Genomic DNA, 21,535 nt, shown 5'->3' on the forward strand with positions numbered 1-21,535 from the left:
GTGAAAGCGGAAGCGGCAGTGAAAGCGGAAGCGGCAGTGAAAGCGGAAGCGGCAGTGAAAGCGGAAGCGGCAGTGAAAGTGGAAGCGGCAGTGAAAGCGGAAGTGGCAGTGAAAGTGGAAGCGGCGGCAGTGAAAGTGGCAGCGGTGGCAGTGAAAGCGGCAGCGGCACCAGCGAAAGCGGTAGCGGCACCAGCGAAAGTGGCAGCGGCACCAGCGAAAGTGGCAGCGGTACCAGCGAAAGCGGTAGCGGTACCAGCGAAAGCGGCAGCGGCACCAGCGAAAGTGGCAGCGGCACCAGCGAAAGTGGCAGCGGCACCAGCGAAAGCGGCAGTGGTACCAGTGAAAGCGGCAGTGGTACCAGCGAAAGCGGCAGCGGTACTATTGTTGACAGTGAAACGGCTAAAAATAACGCCAAGTCTGTAGTAGAGACCCGGGCCGCTACCACCACCTTTATTAATGCAGGATCAGACATGCTGGCTTCACAGGGCTTTACCCAGGCCGCCAATGCCGTGGCCCTTGATATTGCCCAGCAGCAAAAGGCTGGTGGTTCTGCGCCGGTTGTCAGCAGCTTCATTCCATATGCCGCCTTTGGTGGCTCCAGTATGCGGGCTGAAAGTGGCTCTCATGTTGATACCAAGGGCTTTGGCCTTAATGTAGGCTTTGCCAGAGAGCTGACCAATAGCCAGGGAAGGCTTCTCTTCGGTCCCCTTGTGGAATATGGTGGTGGAAGCTATGACAGCTATTTGGATAATGGTGTCCATGGTGATGGTAAAAGCCATTATTGGGGTATTGGTCTGATGGCCCGGCAGATTAATAATAATGGCTTCTATTATGAGGGAAGCGTCCGCTTCGGTCGGGTAAATTCGGATTATCGTGGTGATTTTAACAATCAGACGGTTACATACGATAGCTCCAGCTCCTATATAGCTGCTCATGTAGGCTTAGGCGTAGTCAAGACAATAAGTGTCCATAACACTTTAGATGGTTACCTGAAATATTTCTACAGCCATCAGGGGGGCGATGATGTGACTATGCACGGCAGCGTCAGTGGTGATGAGAAGTGGAGCTTTGACAGCGTCAACAGTCATCGTCTGCGCCTAGGGGCCAGACTGACCCATAAAATTGATGACGGAAACAGCGTGTATGGCGGTCTGGCTTATCAATATGAATTTGGTGGCGAGGCCCGAGCCCATTATAATGGCGGCAGTACCCCAAGCCCCAGCGTGAAGGGAAGCAGTGGGCTGCTGGAGCTGGGCTGGCAGGTTAAACCAGGCGGCCCTGTGACCATTGACCTCGGTGTAACAGGCTGGATTGGCAAGCAAAGAGGTATCAGTGCCCAGCTTGGTGCTGTATGGAAATTCTAAAATATTAAAAGCGTGATATAAAAGGGTGCTGTACCGGTAAATTGGTGTGCAGCCCCCTTTTTTGTGCTAAAAAATCAGTATATGTCCATGTAAGCTAAAATTCATTTGCAATAAAATTGTGAGAAGATAATAAAATTGTGCGAAGCTCAACAGGGTGAATTTTTTTAATTAACAGGTACGCTTTTAGAATAGTGGTTGATTAATGCTCCCCTGATGTTCTTCGAGTAAGGAATTTTAAAAAAATATCTGTTTCTAAAATAATTTTGTGCTTACAGGGAGAACAATGTTTATTTTTTTGAAACAATCATGTATAATATGTGCAGGTTTGTTATTTTTATACTATGAAATCTTAGTGAATCAAATCCGAAGGATGGAGATGAGCTTTAGATTTCGTGTAAGGGCGTAGTGCAAAATATCATTTTGCACGGAGTATACTATTAGGAGTGATAATACATGATGTTTTCCCGAAAAATGAAAATGGCGGCCCTTGGTTTGGCGGCAGTGTTCTCTCTTGGCTTGTTTGGGGGCTGCGGCTCCAATAACCAGGCATCTTCCGGTCAGAAGTCAGTGGGCGTGGTGCAATTGGTGGAGCATGATGCGCTGGATGCGGCCAACAAGGGCTTTGTGGATGCGTTAAAGGAACGGGGCTATGAGGAGGGCAAGAATTTGAAGCTTGACAATCAGAATGCCCAGGCGGATCAGTCCAATCTGCAAAATATCGGCCAGCGGTTCCTGAGCAACAAGGTGGATTTGATTTACGCCATTGCTACACCGGCGGCCCAGACCGTGGCCAACCTTACCAAGGATATTCCTATCGTGGGCTGTGCCATTACGGATTATGTGGGGGCCAAGCTGGTAAAATCCAATGAGGCACCTGGCGGCAACGTCACCGGTACCAGCGATATGAATCCGATTAAAGAGCAGATTGATTTGCTGATGAAGCTTTGTCCGAATGCCAAGACTATTGGCTGTGTATATACCTCCAGTGAGGTAAATTCCGAAATTCAGTTCAAGGCCATGAAGGAATATGCTGAGTCTAAGGGCCTGAAGGTGGAGGCGGCCACTATTTCCAATGTAAACGATATTCAGCAGGCCACCCAGAGCCTTGTGGGTAAGGTTGATGCCTTCTATTTGCCAACGGATAACGTAATTGCTTCCTCCATGCCGACCCTTATTTCAGTAACTGAGGCGGCCAAGAAGCCGGTTATTTGCGGTGAGGCCAATATGGTCAAGGCCGGCGGTCTGGCCACCTATGGGGTGGATTATTATGAGCTGGGCCGTCAGTCCGGTTTAATGGCGGCTGATATCCTTGATGGCAAGTCCAAGCCGGCAGAGATGAAGATTGAATTCGCCAAGGTTTTGAAGGCGGTTGTTAACCAAAAAAGTGCTGATAAGCTGGGCATGACCCTTCCAAGTGACGTGTTGAAGGATGCTGAGGTTATCAAATAATCATTGAGGTTTGCTATTCATTAGGCATTTATAGGCTCCAGACATATAGCTCTGACACGCAGACTAAATGTCTGGGGCTTTTGCGTATGAATTAATTATTATATTGTTGAATTGAGGTTTTGGTTGTGGATCTGATTATTCCTACTGTATCCCAGGGACTGCTGTGGTCCCTGTTGGCTATTGGCGTGTATATTACATTTCGGGTACTGGATATTGCCGATTTGACGGTGGAGGGCAGCTTCCCCCTGGGGGCGGCGGTGGCGGCAGCCTGTATGCTGGGCGGCATGAACCCGGTGCTGTCCATTGTGGTGGCGTCCTTGGCCGGTATGTTGGCCGGTGTTGTAACGGGTATATTGTGTACCAAGCTGAAAATTCCTGCGTTGTTGGCGGGTATTCTCACCATGATTGCCCTGTATTCCGTTAATCTTCATGTGATGGGCAAGGCGAATTTGTCCCTGCTGAACGTGGATACGGTGTTTACCATGTATGGGCTTCCCGATATGAGCCTGGCTAATATGGTATTGATTGTGGGCCTCCTGGTGGTGGTGTTTACCGGTGTGCTGTGCTATTGGTTCTTCGGTACGGAAATAGGGGCCTCTATCCGGGCCACAGGCTGTAATCCCCATATGATTCGGGCCAACGGTATCAATACAGATTTTACGGTAATATTGGGCCTGCTGATTTCCAATGCCCTGGTGGCTGTGTCCGGGGCCCTGGTAGCGCAGGCCAATGGCTTTGCTGATGTGGGCATGGGGGTAGGTACCATCGTTATCGGCCTGGCCTCGGTTATTATCGGTGAGGTACTGTTTGGCACCCGCAGCTTCAAAAATTGCCTGATTTCCGTTATCTTGGGCTCCATTGTTTATCGGGCAGTGATTGCTGTGGTATTGCAACTGGGCATGCCGCCAAACGACTTGAAGCTGTTTACCGCCATCCTGGTGGCTGTGGCCCTTTCCATGCCGCTGTTCCAGGCTAAGCTGAAGAAAAGAAAGGTGGCCCAGTGATGTTAAAGCTTGACAATATAAAAAAGACCTTCAATCCGGGCACCATTACGGAAAAGGTGGCCCTTCGCGGGGTGTCCCTGCATTTGAAGCCAGGTGATTTTGTAACGGTTATTGGCGGTAATGGTGCGGGAAAATCCACTTTGATGAATGCCATTGCAGGCACCTTTAAGGTGGATACAGGAAAAATAATTATCGATGGCCAGGATATTACCAAGCTGCCGGAGCATAAGCGGGCCAAGTATATAGGACGGGTGTTTCAGGACCCCATGATGGGCACTGCCGCCAATATGCAGATCGAGGAAAATCTGGCCATTGCCTCTCGGCGGGGGCAGTTTCCTACCCTGCGCTGGAGTGCCCCGGAGGCTCAGCGGGCCTATTTCCGTGAGCAGCTGAGGCCATTAAATCTTGGTTTGGAGGACCGGCTGGAATCCAAGGTGGGGCTTCTGTCCGGGGGCCAGCGCCAGGCCTTGACCCTGTTGATGGCTACCATGGTGGAGCCCAAGTTGCTCCTGCTGGATGAGCATACGGCAGCCCTGGATCCGAAGACGGCGGCCCAGGTGCTGGAGCTTACCAATAATATCGTCAACAGCCGGAGACTGACGACCCTGATGATTACTCATAATATGCGGGATGCCCTGTCCTGCGGCAATCGTCTGATTATGCTTCATGAGGGGAAAATCCTTATTGATGTACAGGGAGAGGAGAAGAAAAATCTTACCATAAAGGACCTGCTGGCCATGTTTGAACAGGCCGCTGGCAGTGAGCTTAATTCCGATGAACTGCTCTTAAGCTAATATGGATTTAAAAATATCAGCATTTTCGTCAAGGATGAATTTGCTGATATTTTTTTGGTTCCTTCAATAAAAAAGCAGGAAATTAATTTTCTTTGTTGAATAGCTACAATGACGAGATATGGAAAAGACTGTATGTTATACGGTTGGTAATATTAAGCAAGGAGGTTTTTTATGGGAATTAGAGGAAAGATGCTTGTGGGAATGCTGCCCTTTGTGGTATTGGGTATGCTGATTCTGGCCATTGTGTCGGCTGTATCCTCCAGCCGGAGCATCGGAACCCAGATAGAGCACACTATGAATTCGGAGCTGAAGGCCAATGTAAATTATATCAATGAAAAATTGAACATGGCCCGTTCTACGGCTATAAATACAGCCCGGTTCGTGGGCGGTACCTATCGGGGTACCCCGATGGAGGCGTATAAGAGCATTATCGGCAAGACCATTCAGAAGGACGAATTTTTCTATGGCAGCGGTATCTGGTTTGAGCCCTTTGCCTTTGATGCAGCCCAGCAGTATATGGGGCCATATTGGTTCAAGGATGGAAGCTCCATCAAGGAGACCTATGAGTACAGTAATGCGCAATACAATTATTTCGATCAGGAATATTATAAAAATGCCAGAAGCTTAAACAAGGAAGAGGCACTGATAACGGATCCCTATTATGATCCAACCTCCAAGGTGGTTATGTCCACCTGTTCAGCCCCAATCCTTGACTTGACCGGTAAGTATGTGGGCTGTATTACCGTGGATTTCTCCCTGAAGGAAATCAGTGAGCTTATGGCCAATATTCGGGTAGGGGAAAATGGTACGGCATTATTGACCACGGCAGATGGAACCTATGTATATTCCGACGACCCCACCAAGGTGGAGAAGGGGGTAAAGATTACCGAGGATGACAACAAGGAATTGGCCCAGGCCGGTCAGGCCATGCTGGCCAACGAAAGCGGTATTACGGAATACGGGGATAATAATCTGTACTATTCCACTGTACCGGGGGTAAATTGGAAGCTGGCTATCCGGATGCCTCAGTCGGAAATAAATGCCCCGGCAGTAACCCTGGCCAAGATTATGGCCTTTGTCTGCGTAGTAATGATTGCTCTGTGTGTGGGCAGTATCGTATACCAGGCCAACAACATGGTTAGACGGATTGATGAGCTGGGACATCATATTGGGGAAATGGCCCAGGGTAATCTGCGTCTTAATCCACTGGTGGTGGATTCCCAGGATGAATTGGGTCAGATGGCCGATGGATTTAATACCATGCTGCACCAATTAAAGTCCATCATAACCCAGACCATGAATACCGCCGAGCAGGTGGCGGCTTCCAGTGAAGAGCTTACTGCCAGCTCCCATCAGGCGGCTGAGGCGGCCACCCATGTGGCCCAGTCCGTGGTAGATGTGGCCGGTGGCATGGAAAAGCAGCTGTCCAGCATGGAGGATGCCAAAAACAGCATTGATACCGCCTTTGATGATATCAATGTTATGACGGAAAAGACCAATGGTGTTACGGAGAATACGGAGCAGATGGCCGGGGCTGCCGATACCGGTGCCCAGCTGATGCAGAACGCTATGGATAAAATCAACAGCATTGAGCGCAGTGTGGCCAACTCCGCCGAGGTGGTCCGTAAGCTGGGTGAAAACTCCAAGCAGATCGGGGAAATCGTGGACAGTATTTCCTCCATTGCGGATCAGACCAATTTGCTGGCCCTGAATGCAGCCATTGAGGCGGCCCGGGCCGGTGAGGCCGGCCGCGGCTTTGCGGTAGTAGCCGAGGAGGTCCGGAAGCTGGCTGAGCAGTCCCAGGAATCCGCTGAGGAAATCAAGAACCGTATTGCGGTTATTCAGGGGGACACCAAGGAGGCTGTGGACGCCATGGAATCCGGTACCCAGGAGGTGGCTCTGGGCACCCAGGCCATCCGCGATGTGGGCGAGCAGTTCCAGGATATTACCGCCCGGGTATCCTCCATTAAGTATGAAATGGAGGGTATTAACTCCGCTGTTCAGACTGTATCCGGCCGGATGCAGGATGTGGTAGGGGCCATGGACAATATCGACAAGGTTTGCCGTGATACTTCTGAGGAAACCCAGACCATTTCCGCAGCAGCCGAGGAGCAGTCCGCTTCCAGTGAAGAAATTGCTTCGGCAGCCCATTCCCTGGCCAGTCTGGCAACGGATTTGCAGGATACCATGGGTAAATTTAAGGTTTGATGTGAATTGAATTAAGTAAGGTCTTTCAGCAGGGGCTGTGATAGGATGAATTTCGTCTTATTATGGCCCCTGTTTTAGGTATAGGACATAAGTCGCAAAAAATATTTTCAATATCCTTATGTTATAGTTAAGTTTATTTTGTATTGACAATGAATTCGTATGATGATATTATGAGTCAGTATTATGAACAATAGAATAGGATTAGGCGTCGTAAGACTTAATAGAGAAGCCGGTTAGAGGCCGGCGCGGTCACGCCACTGTATCGGGGAGCAAATCTGCATGCAATGCCACTGGGAAAACCTGGGAAGGAGCAGATGAGCTATGATCCGGAGCCAGGAGAACTGCCTAATTGACAATCACCGTTGTACCTACGAGGGATAGGAAGGGGATTTGCGTTAGCATCGCGTATAATGTTATATTGCAAATTTTAGCTGTCCTTTTTCGGAAGGATAGCTTTTTTATTTCTTGTGGAGGAATGCATTTTGAAAAATTTTTTTAAATGGAATTTAATAGGGATATTGCTGCTTCTGTTCCTTTGTCTGGCCGGCTGTAAGTCAGGTGCTACCACAGATAGCCCGGCGGCCTATACTGTAACGGATATTCAGGGCACCCAGGTGAATATGCCGGCTAAACCACAGCGGATTTTGACCATGTCCATGAGCACCGATGAAATGATGCTGGGGCTGGTGGGACCGGAGCGAATGGTGGCGGTGAATACCCTGCTGGATGACCCCTCCAGCTCCAATATGGTGGAGCTGGGGAAAAGGGTATCCACCAAGATAAAATATCCTTCCGTAGAGGAGATTGCGGCTCTCCAGCCGGATTTGGTAATCGAGCCGGACTGGGGGGATTTGTCCCGGGTAGCGGCCCTGCGGGATTTGGGTATTCCCGTGGTAGTTTGCAAGGGGCCAAAAAATTTACAGGATATACAGGAAACCATTGCCTTGTTGGCCCAGGCGGCCGGGGAGCCCCAGCGGGGGGAAGCGTTGTTAAAAAAGATGGATGAAAAGCTGGGGGACATCAAGGCCAAGGTGGCCGAAATTCCTCAGTCGGAGCGCAAAAGCGTGGTGCTCATCTCCCTGATGAAGGATTATGGTGGGGCGGGCTGTGCCTTTGATGAGGCCTGTCAGCTGGCCGGAGTAATCAACGGGGCTGCTGCCGTGGGTATTCAAAATGGTCAGGTGATGACCAAGGAGAAGCTGGTGGCCGCCAATCCAGATTATTTGTTTTTGCCTTCCTATAATAACCATGGGGAATTGGATATTAACCGGGTACGTAAGGAATATGTTGATGACCCGTCACTGCAGGGCATGAAGGCCATAAAAGCTGGTCAGCTGCTGGAGCCAGATGAAGGGTATATATATAATTGCTCCCAGGATTTTGTGTTTGCGGTACAGGAAATTGCCTATAGGGTTTATGGCGATAAGTTTAAGCTGGAGCCGCAGCAGTATCTGTCAGCAGTTGAGTAGTTAGAGTAATTAGAGGAGGGTTTTTCAATGAAAAGGGATTTGAAGAAATTGGTGTTGGGCACCTTGGCAGTAAGCATGGTGTATTCCGGTGCAGCCGTATGTCAGGCTGAGGCAGTGGCCCAGGATGATGACATAGTGGATGTGGTAGTTACGGCGGAGCGTATGCCATCATCCCGCATGAGCACTCCTGCAGATGTAACTGTAATCACCGCTGAGCAGATTGAGGATAATCACTACAGCGATGTGGCTGAGGCCCTTACCCATGTAAATGGAGTGGTGGTAAACAATGGTAATTCCAATGGCGACCAGGAGGTTGTCATTAATGGTGACCAGCGGGTAGTTGTCCTCATTGATGGCCAGCGTATCAATAATGACCAGGGCTCCATGGGCCGAGCCAGTGCGAATTTGGGCATGCTCCCTTCCGTAAATAATATTGAGCGTATTGAGGTGGTGAAGGGCGCAGGCTCTGCTCTCTACGGCAGTGATGCTGTAGGAGGTGTGGTAAATATTATCACCAAAAAGGGCAGTGGGGCAGAGACCACTCTGGATATGAATATCGGTTCCTTTGGAACCCATAATCTGGAGCTCAGCACCCAGGGCAGTCAGAGCGATTGGAGCTGGTATGCTTCCACTGGCCTTCAGGAAAGAGATTATTATAAATATCGTGGTGATGGTGGGGAAGATACTCGCCGCAATAACAGTGGTTACAACAAGAAGAGCCTTTATTTACGATTGGATAAGAAATTTACTGATAGTGATTCCCTGCGGTTAATGTTTACCCACAGACAGACTGATACGGGAATTGAGGAGAATGCCCAGTCACTGCATCAGGACCACAATTATAATTATGGCTCCATTACCTATAACTTTAAGGAAGACCAGCCGGTACCAGGCTTCCTGCGTTATGCTGCCAACTATAAGTCCACGGATTATCAGGGGAAATACGATACCCACAGTCACAGCCTGGAATACCAGAATGGCTGGCAGCTGGGCAACAATACGATAGTGGCCGGTGGTGAGTGGCGCAAGAGTACCTCCACCAATAAACAGAACGGTTACGAGGATAAGGATATTACCACCTACGCCCTCTTTGTGCAGGATACTATAACCTTGGATAATCGTTGGACCTTTGTACCAGGGCTGCGGATGGACCACCATGATGCCTTTGGCACTCACTGGTCACCAAAGGCTGCCATCAATTATCAGCCAACCAAGCAAACCAGAATGTATGCATCCTGGGGCAAGGTATTTAAGGCACCTACTGCCGATGATATGTACTGGGTAGATAATGTTTGGATGATGTATGGTAATCCAAATCTGAAACCAGAGTCTGGTCATGTGGAGACTGTCGGTGTAACTCATGAATTCAACGAAAAGGCTATTTTGGATGTGAACTACTTCTGGAGCAGTATTGATGACGCTATTAAGTGGCCATATGATCCAGATACCGGGTTGACTGAAGCCAAGAATGTGTCCAATGAAAGGAAGCATGGTATTAATATTTCCTTAAATGGGACATTGTCTGATCGTTGGTCCTATGAGGCAGGTTATTCCTATATCAGCAGTAAAACAGATGGGACTCAGCAATCCTACTATGAGCCAAATGGCTACCGTCTGGGCGTTCATTATAAATGCGACCGGTGGAAGGCCAATCTCATGGGCCGGTTTGGTAGTGGTCTTGATGATACAGCTTATGGCCGTAACAGCTACGCAATTTGGGATTTCAACACTAGCTATAAGGCTGCAAAGAATATTGATATCTACTTTAAGATTAATAATCTTACCAATCAGGTATACTACCTAGTACCAAAATCTACTTGGACTGGTCTTTTCTATCCACTCCAGGGCCGTACCTTCCTTGTTGGTGCAACCATTAAATTCTAATAGAATATTGTAATGTTAAAATAAAGTTATTTAATATTCTAAAAGCTGCTCATTTTTGGGCAGCTTTCCTTTTAGGATAGTTTATTTTTGAAAATGTTATGGGAGAAATAGGGGAAGGTAGTATAGAAGGTGGCAAAAATGCTGGTAATATGGTTTAATAGGTAGACGAGGTGAATAGCTGATGACTGAAACAAACAAGCTGGTGGAAATAGGCAATATTGTTTCCAACTGGGAATTATCCGCCGATGTTAATGCCCTGGTGCTGGATTGCCCGGAGATTGTGGCTCAGGCCCGGCCGGGGCAGTTTGTAATGATAAAAAACGAAATGGGCAGCACCTATCTGCGTCGTCCCTTTGGCGTAGCCGATGTGGACAAGGAGCAGGGGCTGCTGCTTCTGATATATCGCAAGTCCGGCAAGGGAACTCATGAGCTGGCCCAGCTGGAGGAGGGGGCTCCTATTAGTGTGGAGGGCCCCTTGGGCCATGGCTTTTCCTTTAAAAATGAAGGCAGAACTCTCCTTATTGGGGGCGGCGTAGGCATTGCCCCGATTATTTATACAGCCCGTCATTTGGCCAAGGAGCTGGAGGGCCCCAAACCGGTTATTCTTTTGGGGGTACGCAATCACAAGGAGCTGTTTTGGAGCGATTTTGTAGAGAATTTTGCTGAAAAGCTGGTATATACCACAGATGATGGCTCGTACGGCCGCAAGGGCTTTGCCATTGATGCTATCCCGGACATACTGAAGGAATACCCGGACATTAAGCATATTAAGGTATGCGGTCCTACTGTCATGATGAAGGGGATTGCAGAATTGGCCATTAAACAGGGTATAGAGTGTGAGGTTTCTCTGGAAAAGCGCATGGCCTGTGGCTTTGGGGTGTGCCTGGGCTGTACCTTTGAGGGTAAGAGCGGCAAGCGGTGGAAGGTTTGCGGTGATGGTCCGGTATTTGCGGCTGAGGAGGTATTTGGTTGATGAATATGAATAGATTGGCCACGAATTTTGCCGGTATTAAAATGGCAACTCCGGTTATGGGAGCCTCCGGAACCTTCGGCTTTGGCGTTGAATACAGCGATTTCCTGGACTTAGATCAAGTGGGAGCCATTATTTCCAAGGGACTGACCCCGCTGCCGAGAGCCGGCAACGAAGGAGTGCGCATTGCGGAGACCCCCTCTGGTATGCTAAATTGTATTGGCCTGGAAAATCCAGGCATTGATGTATTTTTAAGGGATATCCTTCCAAAGGTACGAAAGGAAGCCCCTAACACGGCCTTTATTGCCAATTTTTCCGGCAGCTCCGTGGAGGACTACGGCATAATGGCGGAAAAGCTGGACGTGGATGGGGTTGATGGGATTGAGGTCAACATTTCCTGCCCCAACGTAAAGGAAGGCGGCATTGTCTTTGGCACGGATCCCAAGGCTGCGGCAGCTGTCACCAAAGAGGTGAAGGCCCATACCAGCAAGCCGGTTATAGTAAAGCTGTCCCCTAATGTGACGGATATTAGGGTTATGGCCAGGGCGGTGGAGGAAGCCGGGGCTGATGCTTTGGCTCTGATTAATACCCTTACTGGTATGGTTATTGATATTAATAGCTGGAAGCCTCTTTTAGGAAATGTAACCGGGGGACTTTCAGGCCCTGCAGTCAAGCCAATCGCTGTGCGCATGGTTTATCAGGTGGCCCAGACGGTGAAAATTCCTATTTTAGGCCTGGGAGGCATTGCCACCGCCGGGGATGCCATTGAATTTTTATTGGCCGGAGCCAGTGCAGTGGCCATCGGGGCGGAGAATTTCGTTCATCCGGATGCCACCGTAAAGGTGGCAGAGGGCATCGATGCCTATTTGGAGCAACGGGGCCTTGATCACGTGTCCCAACTGGTGGGACAGGCCCATTTATGAGGCTCTATAGCTGAAGGGCTGCTCATTTTTAGGGGGAAAAGGTAAATGTACAGAAAATTAACGGGCGTGAGCGTTGCTTTGCTCGTTGTGATAATAGCATTATTGACAATTGGCTACGGTGTAGGGGCATATTTTGTGGACTTTGCCTTGAAGCGGGGCAATGATATGGATCCTGTGGCCCCACCGGCGGCCTGCCGGTTTATTCATGACAAAAATCGTCAGGCCGTTGAGCGGCCCAGTAAGGAGTTTGATGAATGGACGGCGCGTTCAGCCGATGGCCGCCGGTTGGCTGCTACCCATTATTCACCGGAAAAATCCCAGGGTAAATGGGCTATTTTAGTTCATGGCTATGGTATTGACCAGCAATATACCGGCGATTATGCCAGGGTGTATCTGGACCATGGCTATGACGTTTTGACCCCGGATCTTTGCGCCTCGGGGAAAACGGAGGGTCAATATATTACCATGGGGGTTAAGGAAAGTGAGGAAATCGCTATATGGGCCCAGCAGATTAAGGCGAAGGACCCTGATGCCGAAATAGTGCTCCACGGGGTATCTATGGGGGCGGCCACGGTGCTGCTGGCGGCGGCCCGGGAGGATATTCCTGCCCTGACGGCGGTGGTAGAGGATTGCGGCTACACCAGTGCCTATGAAATGTTTTCCGACCAATTGAAGGTTATTTTTGATTTGCCGGAATTTCCTATTATGCCCTGTGTAGATGTGGTAAGCGGCCTGAAGACAGGAGCACAGATTTCCGAGGCGGCACCTATAAAGGTGATGGGGCGGATTAAGGCACCGGTATTATTTATCCATGGTGCGGAGGACAAGCTTATTCCCCCTGGCATGATGGATCGGTTGTATGAGGCCTGCACGGCTCAAAAGGAAAAGCTGACCATTGAGGGGGCAGGTCACGGTAATGCAATGCCCGCCAACAGTCAGCAGTATTGGACCCATATTTTTACTTTTATATCTGCCACGTGATTTTTTTAGTGGCAAAGTGAACATCCTTGGCTGTCACAACATAGAATGCAGTACCTCCGGTAAATAAAAACAAGGCCTGTCAGTGGTAATCTGAAACCATTGACAGGCCTTATTTTTTGCGTTGGTGAAAATTATTAAATTAACAGTTATCTGCCTCTATGGTAACCGGCAAATGGCGGGAGCTAAGCACCAAACCACTGCCTTGGGGTTCACTGTCAGCAATAATGCCGTCATGATTGAAGGCGGCCACAGCTGGTGTAATCGGTGCCCCGGGAACGAAATCCAGTGCCTCGCCGGCCAGCAGCAGGGAGCCCGCTATGGAGCCTACCTTGATGAGGCGCTGGGTATTGGCATCGTCGAAGATTTGCTTATCCTCCTTGTAGTTGGAATACATATCCCTTCCCATATTCTTGGTATCAGCGGCCAAAATCTTCACACCGTCCACCATGCGGTCCAGCTTACTGGAAACAGCCTCAGCAGCTTCCTCCGGCTTTCCGCGAAATACAGCCTTGCCTACCTCCAGAGCCGTACATCCCGTACTGGCCAGACCATAAACCGCATTCTTCACCGTCCCTTTTGCAAGGCCGATACCTATTTCAACCAGCTTATTCATAAGGCATTCCCTCCTATGTTCAAAGTTACATTCAGCTTAGCTATATATTACTCAAGGTTTCATTCCGGCGCAATAAGGAAAGGGTTAATTTTGTATTAAAATTTTGTTAAATGAGACTTATTCAGTGGGAGATTTATACGCCCACTGAATTTAGACGAATTAATCCAGAGCTTATGGGTGGGGTTAAAAAGGTCTGTCCCTAATGGTTCAAAGATTGGCGACTGCTTTGTTGCACTTAACCTAATTAAAACATTTTAATAATAATATTTTAATTTAATAATAATTGTGATACAATATATTTATAAAATAAATTATTTGTTATTACATCGATGAAAAAACAAATATCGATATCAGCCATCGAGTATGATATAATGCAGAAAGAAGGTAAGTGCGTGGAGGATTTTAGTAAAGCAACGATTAGCAACAATTTTATGTTTCGGCTGGTTATGGAGAAGCCGGAGCTTTGCAGGCAGCTTTTGGAACGGGTGCTTGAAGTTGAAATCAAGGAAATCTCTTATCCGGAAGGAGAAAAAAGCCTTGAAGCACAGCTGACCAGTAAAGGCATTCGCTTGGATATTTATGTGACTCTCGCTGATGGTACAGTTGTTGATGTAGAAATGCAGGCCAGTGATGCTTACAAGAAGGCTTTTGGCAAAAGAACCAGGTATTATCAGTCCGTATTGGATAATGATGCCCTGAAAAAGGGCGAACTGTATAGTAAATTGCGCCGCACATACATTATTTTTATTTGCACCTTTGATCCCTTTGAGGATAATTTTGCCAGATACACCTTTAGCACGCTTTGCCATGAAAATGTTGAGCTGTCGCTCAATGAAGGTGTATATAAAATCTTCCTGAATACCCAAGGAGATAGGCATAAAATAAGCCAGGCCCTGAGTAATCTGTTGGATTACATAAATAATAACGAGCCTAATGATGATTTTACCCGCAGTCTGCAAAATGAGGTAGAATTGCAGCGTGATGATGATGGAAAGAGGGCGTTGTACATGACTTACAACCAAACCTTGATGGAAATGGAAGAACAAGGTAAAAATGCCGGTAGAATAGAAGGCATAAGAGCTGGAAGGTTAGAAACGGTATTGTCCTTGTTCCGAAAATCAAAGCTCACTGAGGAGGAAGCAGCTGAGGAAGCCGGTATTACAGTGGAAGAATTCAGAGGGATCATTGCGGAGAGGAATAAATGAGGTAGAATTGCAGCGTGATGATGATGGAAAGAGGGCGTTGTACATGACTTACAACCAAACCTTGATGGAAATGGAAGAACAAGGTAAAAATGCCGGTAGAATAGAAGGCATAAGAGCTGGAAGGTTAGAAACGGTATTGTCCTTGTTCCGAAAATCAAAGCTCACTGAGGAGGAAGCAGCTGAGGAAGCCGGTATTACAGTGGAAGAATTCAGAGGGATCATTGCGGAGAGGAATAAATGAGGTAGAATTGCAGCGTGATGATGATGGAAAGAGGGCGTTGCTCTGATGATTTCAGCAAATAAACAACCGCAATATATGTCCATGTTATAACGGTGGGGGTCTTGTTTCTTGCACAGGGGATTTTCTTGTGCTACAATAACCTTCGATGGACGGTATTCTGTGAGGAAACTGTACTTATCTGTTTTGAATCGAAAAAGCGCATCCGAATAAATGAGGTGATGCGATGAAGATTGGTTTTTTCGGAGCCGGCAAGGTCGGCTTCACCCTGGGAAAATATTTCCGTATGCATGGTGTCGAAGTTATAGGCTATTACAGCCATAGCATTCAATCTGCAAACGAGGCAGCAAGGTTTACGCAGTCACAGGCTTTTAATAGTGCAGAAGACCTGTTGGCCGCAAGTGATGTGCTTTTTTTCACGCTGCCGGATGGGGCGATTCGGGATTTTTACGAAAAGCTTCCTTCTGAACAGATTCAAAATAAGATTTTTTGTCATTGCAGTGGTGCGCTGACCGCCGAGGACGCGTTTCCAGGTATTGAGCAATATGGAGCCGTCGGCTTTTCCGTTCATCCGTTGTTCGCCGTAAGCGATAAATATCATGCTTACGAGGAGCTGACGGATGTTTTTTTTGCCCTGGAGGGCTCGAAGGAAAAAATTGTCCTTATGGAAGCGTGGCTGAAAGCGTTGGGCCTTAAGGTCAAGGTGATTGAGCCCGGGGTTAAGGTCAAATATCACTGTGCGGCGGCACTGGCCAGCAATTATGTGATTGCCCTGTTAGCCTTGAGTCAAAGATTGTTGGCGGAGTGCGGTTTTTCCCCTGCAGAGGCCGAGGAGGCCCTTACACCGCTGTTTGCCGGTAATGCCCAGCATATTGCTGCTGACGGTATGGTACAGGCATTGACTGGACCGGTGGAGCGGGGGGATTTGGGAACAATCCAAAAGCATCTGGATTGTCTGCCCCCTGACAGGGCCCAGCTTTATGGCCTTTTGGCTCAGGAACTGTTAATGACGGCCCAGGCCAAAAATCCGACACGGGATTACTCTTCCATCAAGACGTTTTTACAGTCATTTGATAGGAAAGGAAGATTTAAATGAAAAACACAGTGGCAACCTTTGCCAGGATGAAGGCCAATGGTGAAAAGATTTCCATGCTGACCTGCTATGATTATTCCACAGCCAAGTTGGAGGAGGCTGCCGGCATCAATGCTATTTTGGTAGGGGATTCCCTAGGGAACGTAATGCTGGGTCTGCCTGATACCCTGTCGGTAACCATGGAGGATATGATTACCTACGGGCGGTCGGTGGCCAGGGCCTGTCATGATACCATGGTGGTTATCGATATGCCATTTATGTCTTATCAGGTGTCAGTGGAGCAGGCGGTAATGAATGCGGGACGTCTGATGAAGGAAGGCCGGGCTAACGCCGTAAAGCTGGAGGGAGGTGCCGCTGTTTGCCCTCAGATTAAGGCAATCACTGATGCAGGAATTCCCGTGGTGGCCCATTTAGGCCTTACCCCACAATCGGTAAATGCCTTGGGCGGTAACCGCATTCAGGGCAAGAGTGAGGAGGCAGCCAAGAAGCTCATTGAGGATGCATTGGCTATTGAACAGGCCGGCGCATTTGCTCTGACCCTGGAGTGTATTCCTGCCCCATTGGCTCAGCTTATCACGGACAAGCTGTCCATTCCGACCATTGGCATCGGGGCCGGGGCGGGCTGTGACGGCCAGATTCTCGTATATCAGGATATGCTGGGCCTGTTCTCCGATTATACACCAAAATTTGCCAAGCATTTTGCCGAGCTGGGTAAGCAGATGAAGGAGGCCTTTGCCGCTTATGTAAAGGAAGTGCAGGCAGGAACCTTCCCGGCTGAGGAGCATACCTTCAAGATGGACGAGGATGTGCTGAATAAGTTGTATTGATTAAAAACTTAGAATAAGAAAGGTAGGCTTTAACTGCAATCCGCTGGGACAGCCCCATGTTGGAGCATTTTATCCTATATGCCCAACCTGGCTGCTAGTGCCCCAATGCAAGGAATTACTTTGGAGGAACAGGAAGATATAACACGCCATTGAGGTTTATAATAGTATGAATACAGCTCAAGAAATAAAAAAATATTTGCCCATATTGAATAATTGTGCTTTTTTTCGGGGGATGGATAATACAGAGATACAGGCTGTATTAGGCTGCATTGGTGCATATACCGTACAGCCTTCCAAGGGAAAATACATTTTCCGGGCTGGGGACAGCACGGAGGTTATGGGCCTGGTTCTGACGGGATCGGCGCTTATTATCCAGGAGGATGTATGGGGACATCGTAATATTATGGCTAAATGTCATCCCGGGGAATTCTTTGGGGAAATCTATGCCGCTACTTCCGGCGCTGTGCTTAATATCAGCGTGGTTGCGGAGACGGATGCTCTCATAATGATGATGAATGTAAAGCGACTGCTGGCCAGCTGCTCATCGGCCTGTGCGCATCATCAACGGCTTATCCGCAATCTGGTGAGCGTATTGGCCAACAAGGTTATGGCCTTTAATGAGAAGATTACCCATATAAGCAAACGGTCTACCCGGGAAAAAATTCTGTCCTATTTGTCCCGGGAAGCCCAGCGGCAGGGCAGCCTCAGCTTTGACATACCCTTCAATCGGCAGGAGCTGGCCGATTATCTGTGTGTGGAGCGCTCTGCCATGACGGTGGAAATCTCCAAGCTGCAAAAGGAAGGAGTTTTAACAACCTACCGGAAGCACTTTGAGTTAGCTGATGTTAACAACTAACCGAAAGCACTTTGAGTTAGCCGATGTTAACGGGTAAACAATGACCAGAGATATTGCCTAAAAAATGGCGGCCCTTTGATAGAAGTTATCAATAGGACTGCCATTTTTTATTGGTAATATTTAGTGTGAAGAAATCCTTTGAATTTGCAGGATAACGGCCATGGGTGACGAATATATGTGGTAATTGGACAAGGCATAGGAATGTGTGTATGAGGAGGGATTTCCTATGAAAAGTAAGGTCGCCGAAGCAATTAAGCTGAAAAATCATCCTGTGGCAGTTATTCGCACTGACCAAAAGCCAGAGGGGGCTTTAATGTTTAAGGAGGGACGGTGGGGCTGCGTGGTGGCCCTGATTAAGGCCGCTTCCAAGGGCAAGACGGTGGCTCTAAGCAATGCAACAGTTGTTTGTCCGGGAGGACATGCCGGCTGTGGCTTTGGACCCTATGAGGAAGGCTTTGTTGATAAGTTTTTGGCTGAGGGTGAAGGCCTAAAGGTGGATGGGGAGCGTTATAAGGCCTCCCAGGAGCTGGCCCTGAAGTTTATGCGGTGGCAGGTAGTGCCGAAGGGGCAAAAGGAATTTGTAGTGATGAAGCCCCTTGCCCAGGTTACAGAAGCTGATAGTCCTGAGGCCGTAATATTTTTGGTAAATGCGGACAGACTGTCGGGGCTGGCTACATTGGCCAATTTTGATACGGAAAATCAGGACAATGTGAAGCATTATTTTGGTGCCGGTTGCGGCCAGTCCATAGGCAATGTGCTAGCTGCTTCGGAGCGTGGCAGCAGGGAGTGCTTTATCGGCATGACAGATCCCTCCGCCAGAAAGCTTTTGCCGGCGGATATCATGTCCTTCAGTATTCCGTTTAAACGCTTTTTGGAGATGGAGGAAAATGCTGATAAGAGCTTCTTCCATACTGGTACCTGGCAAACCATCTGCCAACGGCTGGATTGAATAGAATGAAAATCAAATGTTATAGTGTGAGAGCATATGATATGAAATAACCCGCCGGTAGAAATTTTCTTTCTGTTGGCGGGTTTATGAGGATTTATATGCAATTATTTGGTTTATTTCACTTCGACAGCCAATACCCTTTCAATGGCCCCGGGCTTTTCCTGGAAAAGCTCCAACACCAGACCGTCGGGCAGCTGGATCCATTTTTCCGGCTTTCCTTCAATATGGGTAACACCCTCATAGGTGAGCATTTCCTGTATAGTTGCTTTAAAATCCTGTACAACGATGCCCAAATGATGGCCCTGACCTGCTTTAGGGTTCTCCGGGGAGGCCACCAGCTGCAGGCCCCCTTTTAACCATATCTGTTCCAGCCTTCCATCCTTTTCCTTTCGTCTGGTTTCTGTCATGCCCAAAACATTTTTAAAAAACTCGATGCTCCAGTCAATATCTGCCACGGTTACAGCGGCATGCTCCAAATACGCTTGTTTAGTCCTCATAAGGTTCTCCTTTCTGTTGGTGGTGCGCTACTGCCTGTTTTGTTCAGCAGTATTTATATCGTTCAGTAAATCATCCAATGTTATCTTGGCAAAATCCTCCAGCATGTGATTTTTCACTACGGATAATTTATTGCCCAGCACCTGCTGTATATTTCTTCCTACAGGGCATTGCGGATTAGGATTTTCCTGAATATGAAATAAGTCTTCATCTTCTTCCACTGCATTAAATATTTCCTGCAGTGTTATTGCACCGGGCTCCTTTAGGAGCTTCGCCCCGCCTACACCAGCAGCAACTTCAACTAGTCCGGCAGCCTTTAGCTGGCCCAGGGTTTTGCGGATAATAACCGGATTAATGTTTACACTGGAAGCCAGAAAGGTGGAGGTGGTTTTAAAGACACCATCAAATTTGGCAATACACAATAATATTTGTACTGCTACCGGCATGCGAAATGAAAACTGCATAATAATTCTCCTTAAAGATAAAGACTCATTGTAATTCATGGTATTACAATGAGTCTTTATTGTCAATTGAGCTTATTTTTCAATGGCAGCGTCATCAGCGGTATATTCCTCCAAGGAATTCTCCTTAACCTGAATGCAAACATAGCTGATACCTTCATCAGCAGCCGCAAAAAACTGACGGCGGCCAGCAGGGGAGATACGAAGCCAGTCACCGGCTGTCAGTTCAACAGCTTCACCGTCTATTACGGCCTTACCCTTGCCGTTGGTGATAAAGTAGATTTCTTCATTCTTTTTGTGATAGTGAACAAAAGGATTGCTGGCCCCGGCTGGAAGGTTATTTACGCTGATTTCAGCACCGGTAAGCTGTAAAGTGTCGTGTAATTCGGTTCTTGCATCATTTCCTACATTAGTTTTGTTGAAATTTTTCATTTTGTTTTCCTCCTAAAATGCTTTTGTGTTGTAATTAACTTGATTACAATGAGATAGTAACACTAATTTGTTGTAATGTCAATAGTTACAACAAAAATGTTTTGCAGGACAATGGGGCAGTAAAAACGCTTAGGCCATAGTAATCTTAGTAAATAAGCAATATAACGAGCTTTAAGATGTCCCCTTCCTCTTTAGGTGGGGGAAAACAAACTACAACAGCTGGTGAGCATATCTCCCTGCTCGTTGAAACGCTAATTGGATGATTTTTCTTCTATAGAAGAAAAATTTGAACAATGGCGTTATAATATTTCTGTATATATTAGTATAAAGATATCTATATGGGCAGAAAGGATAATAATTACAATGGTAGTTGCAGGAAAGCATATATACATATATGGAGAACAATCCGAGTCAAGGACCTTGGTTATTATAAATACCTTTCAGGGGGATGGCAGCGGCATTTATTCAGCCTTAAAGGGTATGACAGAAGGGGAAATATGTCTGGGGGTGGTCAGTGATATAAATTGGGCAGAGGAAATGTCCCCCTGGTCCTGTCCGTCTGTGGGCAAGGGGGAGGCACCATGCACCGGTGGGGCAGATAAGTATTTGACCACACTGACCCGGAATATTGTACCAGCTATAAGGTGTAAAATGGCCAAGGAACCTGCGGAAATAGTGATTGGGGGATATTCCCTGGCGGGACTGTTTGCGGTTTATAGCCTATACAAAACCGCTATGTTCAGCAGGGCAATAAGTGCATCAGGCTCCATGTGGTTTCCGGGCTTCAAGGAATATACAGCTACACATGTGTTTTGCAAAAAGCCTGATAGGGTGTATTTTTCCCTGGGGGATAAGGAGGAAAAAACAAGACATCCCCTGTTAAGGACTGTGGGGGGTGCGACCAGGGAAATTGTGGCAAGCTACAGAAGTCTTGGTGTAGATACGGTGTTTGAAATGAATCCGGGAAATCATTTTAACGAGGCTGATATGCGCCTGGCCAAGGGGATTGCACGTTGTGTTACCTAATTTTACTTTAGAAGAGAGCTATTTTTTCCTATACTTATGATATGAAGCGTAGTATAACGAGCTTTTAGATGTCCCCCACCTCTTTAGGTGGGGGAAAACAAACTACAACAGCTGGCGAGCATATCTCCCAGTGCGGACGTATCAAAGCAGCAACGATGCTTTGTTAATACGTCCCATGCGAAAGTGTCCTACAAAGCAAGACAATAGTCGAAGCTGAGTAGCTGACACTGACCGCCTCGTGCGACGCGAAGCTAGTCCTGAAAGGGAAACGCTAATTGGAAGATTTTTCTTCTA

General features: G+C 47.8%; 21 protein-coding genes and 1 riboswitch. Of the genes, 17 read left to right on the plus strand and 4 right to left on the minus strand.

Features of this window, described 5'->3' with window-relative positions; all coding sequences use genetic code 11:
- The 10 genes from Q0Y54_RS05055 to Q0Y54_RS05100 all read left to right on the plus strand — a co-directional run.
- Positions 1-1,364, plus strand: a 1,364-nt coding sequence (locus Q0Y54_RS05055; RefSeq protein ID WP_297964946.1) for an autotransporter outer membrane beta-barrel domain-containing protein, incomplete at its 5' end; no start/stop codon positions are given.
- Positions 1,365-1,817: 453 nt separating this feature from the next.
- A complete protein-coding gene (locus Q0Y54_RS05060; protein ID WP_297964948.1) occupies positions 1,818-2,813 on the plus strand; it encodes an ABC transporter substrate-binding protein in 996 nt (331 codons plus the stop codon).
- A 125-nt stretch (positions 2,814-2,938) separates the two neighbouring features.
- Positions 2,939-3,817 carry an ABC transporter permease gene (locus tag Q0Y54_RS05065; RefSeq protein ID WP_297964950.1) on the plus strand — a complete coding sequence of 293 codons (879 nt, stop codon included), beginning with the start codon at positions 2,939-2,941 and terminating at the stop codon, positions 3,815-3,817.
- Positions 3,817-4,611, plus strand: coding sequence for an ABC transporter ATP-binding protein (locus tag Q0Y54_RS05070; RefSeq protein WP_297964952.1), 795 nt, complete (start codon positions 3,817-3,819; stop codon positions 4,609-4,611). The genes Q0Y54_RS05065 and Q0Y54_RS05070 overlap by 1 nt, the downstream gene beginning before the upstream one ends.
- Before the next feature lie 171 nt (positions 4,612-4,782).
- A complete protein-coding gene (locus tag Q0Y54_RS05075) occupies positions 4,783-6,819 on the plus strand; it encodes a methyl-accepting chemotaxis protein (protein WP_297964954.1) in 2,037 nt (678 codons plus the stop codon).
- 186 nt (positions 6,820-7,005) lie between these two features.
- A riboswitch (cobalamin riboswitch) is annotated at positions 7,006-7,183 on the plus strand.
- A 115-nt stretch (positions 7,184-7,298) separates the two neighbouring features.
- Complete coding sequence (locus Q0Y54_RS05080; protein ID WP_297964988.1) at positions 7,299-8,288, plus strand: ABC transporter substrate-binding protein; 990 nt, start codon at positions 7,299-7,301, stop codon at positions 8,286-8,288.
- A gap of 27 nt (positions 8,289-8,315) precedes the next feature.
- Complete coding sequence (locus Q0Y54_RS05085; protein WP_297964956.1) at positions 8,316-10,172, plus strand: TonB-dependent siderophore receptor; 1,857 nt, start codon at positions 8,316-8,318, stop codon at positions 10,170-10,172.
- A gap of 181 nt (positions 10,173-10,353) precedes the next feature.
- Positions 10,354-11,145 (plus strand): dihydroorotate dehydrogenase electron transfer subunit, encoded by a 792-nt coding sequence (locus Q0Y54_RS05090; protein ID WP_297964958.1) that lies wholly within the window; start codon positions 10,354-10,356, stop codon positions 11,143-11,145.
- Positions 11,145-12,065 carry a dihydroorotate dehydrogenase gene (locus Q0Y54_RS05095; protein WP_297964960.1) on the plus strand — a complete coding sequence of 307 codons (921 nt, stop codon included), beginning with the start codon at positions 11,145-11,147 and terminating at the stop codon, positions 12,063-12,065. The genes Q0Y54_RS05090 and Q0Y54_RS05095 overlap by 1 nt, the downstream gene beginning before the upstream one ends.
- A 45-nt stretch (positions 12,066-12,110) precedes the next feature.
- Positions 12,111-13,046 carry an alpha/beta hydrolase gene (locus tag Q0Y54_RS05100; protein WP_297964962.1) on the plus strand — a complete coding sequence of 312 codons (936 nt, stop codon included), beginning with the start codon at positions 12,111-12,113 and terminating at the stop codon, positions 13,044-13,046.
- 139 nt (positions 13,047-13,185) lie between these two features.
- Here Q0Y54_RS05100 and Q0Y54_RS05105 read toward each other — a convergent pair whose 3' ends face one another.
- Positions 13,186-13,659: a hypothetical protein gene (locus Q0Y54_RS05105; RefSeq protein WP_297964965.1), complete on the minus strand. Its 474-nt coding sequence runs from the start codon at positions 13,657-13,659 to the stop codon at positions 13,186-13,188.
- Between the two features lie 371 nt (positions 13,660-14,030).
- Here Q0Y54_RS05105 and Q0Y54_RS05110 point away from each other — a divergent pair, with 371 nt between their 5' ends.
- The 6 genes from Q0Y54_RS05110 to Q0Y54_RS05135 all read left to right on the plus strand — a co-directional run bounded on the left by Q0Y54_RS05110 (position 14,031) and on the right by Q0Y54_RS05135 (position 18,827).
- Positions 14,031-14,864: an Rpn family recombination-promoting nuclease/putative transposase gene (locus Q0Y54_RS05110; protein WP_297964967.1), complete on the plus strand. Its 834-nt coding sequence runs from the start codon at positions 14,031-14,033 to the stop codon at positions 14,862-14,864.
- A 7-nt stretch (positions 14,865-14,871) separates the two neighbouring features.
- The gene (locus Q0Y54_RS05115; RefSeq protein WP_297964969.1) at positions 14,872-15,105 is read left to right on the plus strand and encodes a hypothetical protein; all 234 of its coding nucleotides are present in this window, start codon (positions 14,872-14,874) and stop codon (positions 15,103-15,105) included.
- A 223-nt stretch (positions 15,106-15,328) separates the two neighbouring features.
- On the plus strand, positions 15,329-16,198 hold the full coding sequence (locus Q0Y54_RS05120) for a Rossmann-like and DUF2520 domain-containing protein (protein ID WP_297964971.1): 870 nt from the start codon (positions 15,329-15,331) through the stop codon (positions 16,196-16,198).
- Positions 16,195-17,022: a 3-methyl-2-oxobutanoate hydroxymethyltransferase gene (gene panB, locus Q0Y54_RS05125; protein ID WP_297964973.1), complete on the plus strand. Its 828-nt coding sequence runs from the start codon at positions 16,195-16,197 to the stop codon at positions 17,020-17,022. The genes Q0Y54_RS05120 and panB overlap by 4 nt, the downstream gene beginning before the upstream one ends.
- Before the next feature lie 166 nt (positions 17,023-17,188).
- On the plus strand, positions 17,189-17,878 hold the full coding sequence (locus tag Q0Y54_RS05130) for a Crp/Fnr family transcriptional regulator (protein WP_297964976.1): 690 nt from the start codon (positions 17,189-17,191) through the stop codon (positions 17,876-17,878).
- Positions 17,879-18,104: 226 nt separating this feature from the next.
- Positions 18,105-18,827, plus strand: coding sequence for a DUF169 domain-containing protein (locus tag Q0Y54_RS05135; RefSeq protein ID WP_297964978.1), 723 nt, complete (start codon positions 18,105-18,107; stop codon positions 18,825-18,827).
- A gap of 113 nt (positions 18,828-18,940) precedes the next feature.
- On the opposite strand, the gene Q0Y54_RS05140 is transcribed toward Q0Y54_RS05135, so the two are convergent.
- The 3 genes from Q0Y54_RS05140 to Q0Y54_RS05150 form a co-directional block, all read right to left on the minus strand.
- Positions 18,941-19,324, minus strand: coding sequence for a VOC family protein (locus tag Q0Y54_RS05140; protein ID WP_297964980.1), 384 nt, complete (start codon positions 19,322-19,324; stop codon positions 18,941-18,943).
- A gap of 27 nt (positions 19,325-19,351) precedes the next feature.
- Positions 19,352-19,786, minus strand: coding sequence for an Rrf2 family transcriptional regulator (locus Q0Y54_RS05145; protein ID WP_297964982.1), 435 nt, complete (start codon positions 19,784-19,786; stop codon positions 19,352-19,354).
- 72 nt (positions 19,787-19,858) lie between these two features.
- Entirely contained in the window at positions 19,859-20,215 is a 357-nt protein-coding gene (locus Q0Y54_RS05150; protein WP_297964984.1) for a cupin domain-containing protein, read from the minus strand.
- Between the two features lie 363 nt (positions 20,216-20,578).
- Here Q0Y54_RS05150 and Q0Y54_RS05155 point away from each other — a divergent pair, with 363 nt between their 5' ends.
- Positions 20,579-21,241 (plus strand): alpha/beta hydrolase-fold protein, encoded by a 663-nt coding sequence (locus Q0Y54_RS05155; protein WP_297964986.1) that lies wholly within the window; start codon positions 20,579-20,581, stop codon positions 21,239-21,241.
- Positions 21,242-21,535 lie beyond the last annotated feature (294 nt).

The sequence above is a fragment of the uncultured Anaerovibrio sp. genome, assembly GCF_947302755.1.
GTDB lineage: Bacteria > Bacillota > Negativicutes > Selenomonadales > Selenomonadaceae > Anaerovibrio.

Coding starts and splice junctions, on each gene's coding strand:
- Q0Y54_RS05145 (WP_297964982.1), bottom strand. CDS start 19,786: ATGCAGTTTTCATTTCGCATGCCGGTAGCAGTACAAATATTATTGTGT.
- Q0Y54_RS05090 (WP_297964958.1), top strand. CDS start 10,354: ATGACTGAAACAAACAAGCTGGTGGAAATAGGCAATATTGTTTCCAAC.
- Q0Y54_RS05130 (WP_297964976.1), top strand. CDS start 17,189: ATGAATACAGCTCAAGAAATAAAAAAATATTTGCCCATATTGAATAAT.
- Q0Y54_RS05095 (WP_297964960.1), top strand. CDS start 11,145: ATGAATATGAATAGATTGGCCACGAATTTTGCCGGTATTAAAATGGCA.
- Q0Y54_RS05120 (WP_297964971.1), top strand. CDS start 15,329: ATGAAGATTGGTTTTTTCGGAGCCGGCAAGGTCGGCTTCACCCTGGGA.
- Q0Y54_RS05155 (WP_297964986.1), top strand. CDS start 20,579: ATGGTAGTTGCAGGAAAGCATATATACATATATGGAGAACAATCCGAG.
- Q0Y54_RS05070 (WP_297964952.1), top strand. CDS start 3,817: ATGTTAAAGCTTGACAATATAAAAAAGACCTTCAATCCGGGCACCATT.
- Q0Y54_RS05135 (WP_297964978.1), top strand. CDS start 18,105: ATGAAAAGTAAGGTCGCCGAAGCAATTAAGCTGAAAAATCATCCTGTG.
- Q0Y54_RS05085 (WP_297964956.1), top strand. CDS start 8,316: ATGAAAAGGGATTTGAAGAAATTGGTGTTGGGCACCTTGGCAGTAAGC.
- Q0Y54_RS05150 (WP_297964984.1), bottom strand. CDS start 20,215: ATGAAAAATTTCAACAAAACTAATGTAGGAAATGATGCAAGAACCGAA.
- Q0Y54_RS05105 (WP_297964965.1), bottom strand. CDS start 13,659: ATGAATAAGCTGGTTGAAATAGGTATCGGCCTTGCAAAAGGGACGGTG.
- Q0Y54_RS05110 (WP_297964967.1), top strand. CDS start 14,031: ATGCAGAAAGAAGGTAAGTGCGTGGAGGATTTTAGTAAAGCAACGATT.
- Q0Y54_RS05075 (WP_297964954.1), top strand. CDS start 4,783: ATGGGAATTAGAGGAAAGATGCTTGTGGGAATGCTGCCCTTTGTGGTA.
- panB (WP_297964973.1), top strand. CDS start 16,195: ATGAAAAACACAGTGGCAACCTTTGCCAGGATGAAGGCCAATGGTGAA.
- Q0Y54_RS05060 (WP_297964948.1), top strand. CDS start 1,818: ATGATGTTTTCCCGAAAAATGAAAATGGCGGCCCTTGGTTTGGCGGCA.
- Q0Y54_RS05100 (WP_297964962.1), top strand. CDS start 12,111: ATGTACAGAAAATTAACGGGCGTGAGCGTTGCTTTGCTCGTTGTGATA.
- Q0Y54_RS05140 (WP_297964980.1), bottom strand. CDS start 19,324: ATGAGGACTAAACAAGCGTATTTGGAGCATGCCGCTGTAACCGTGGCA.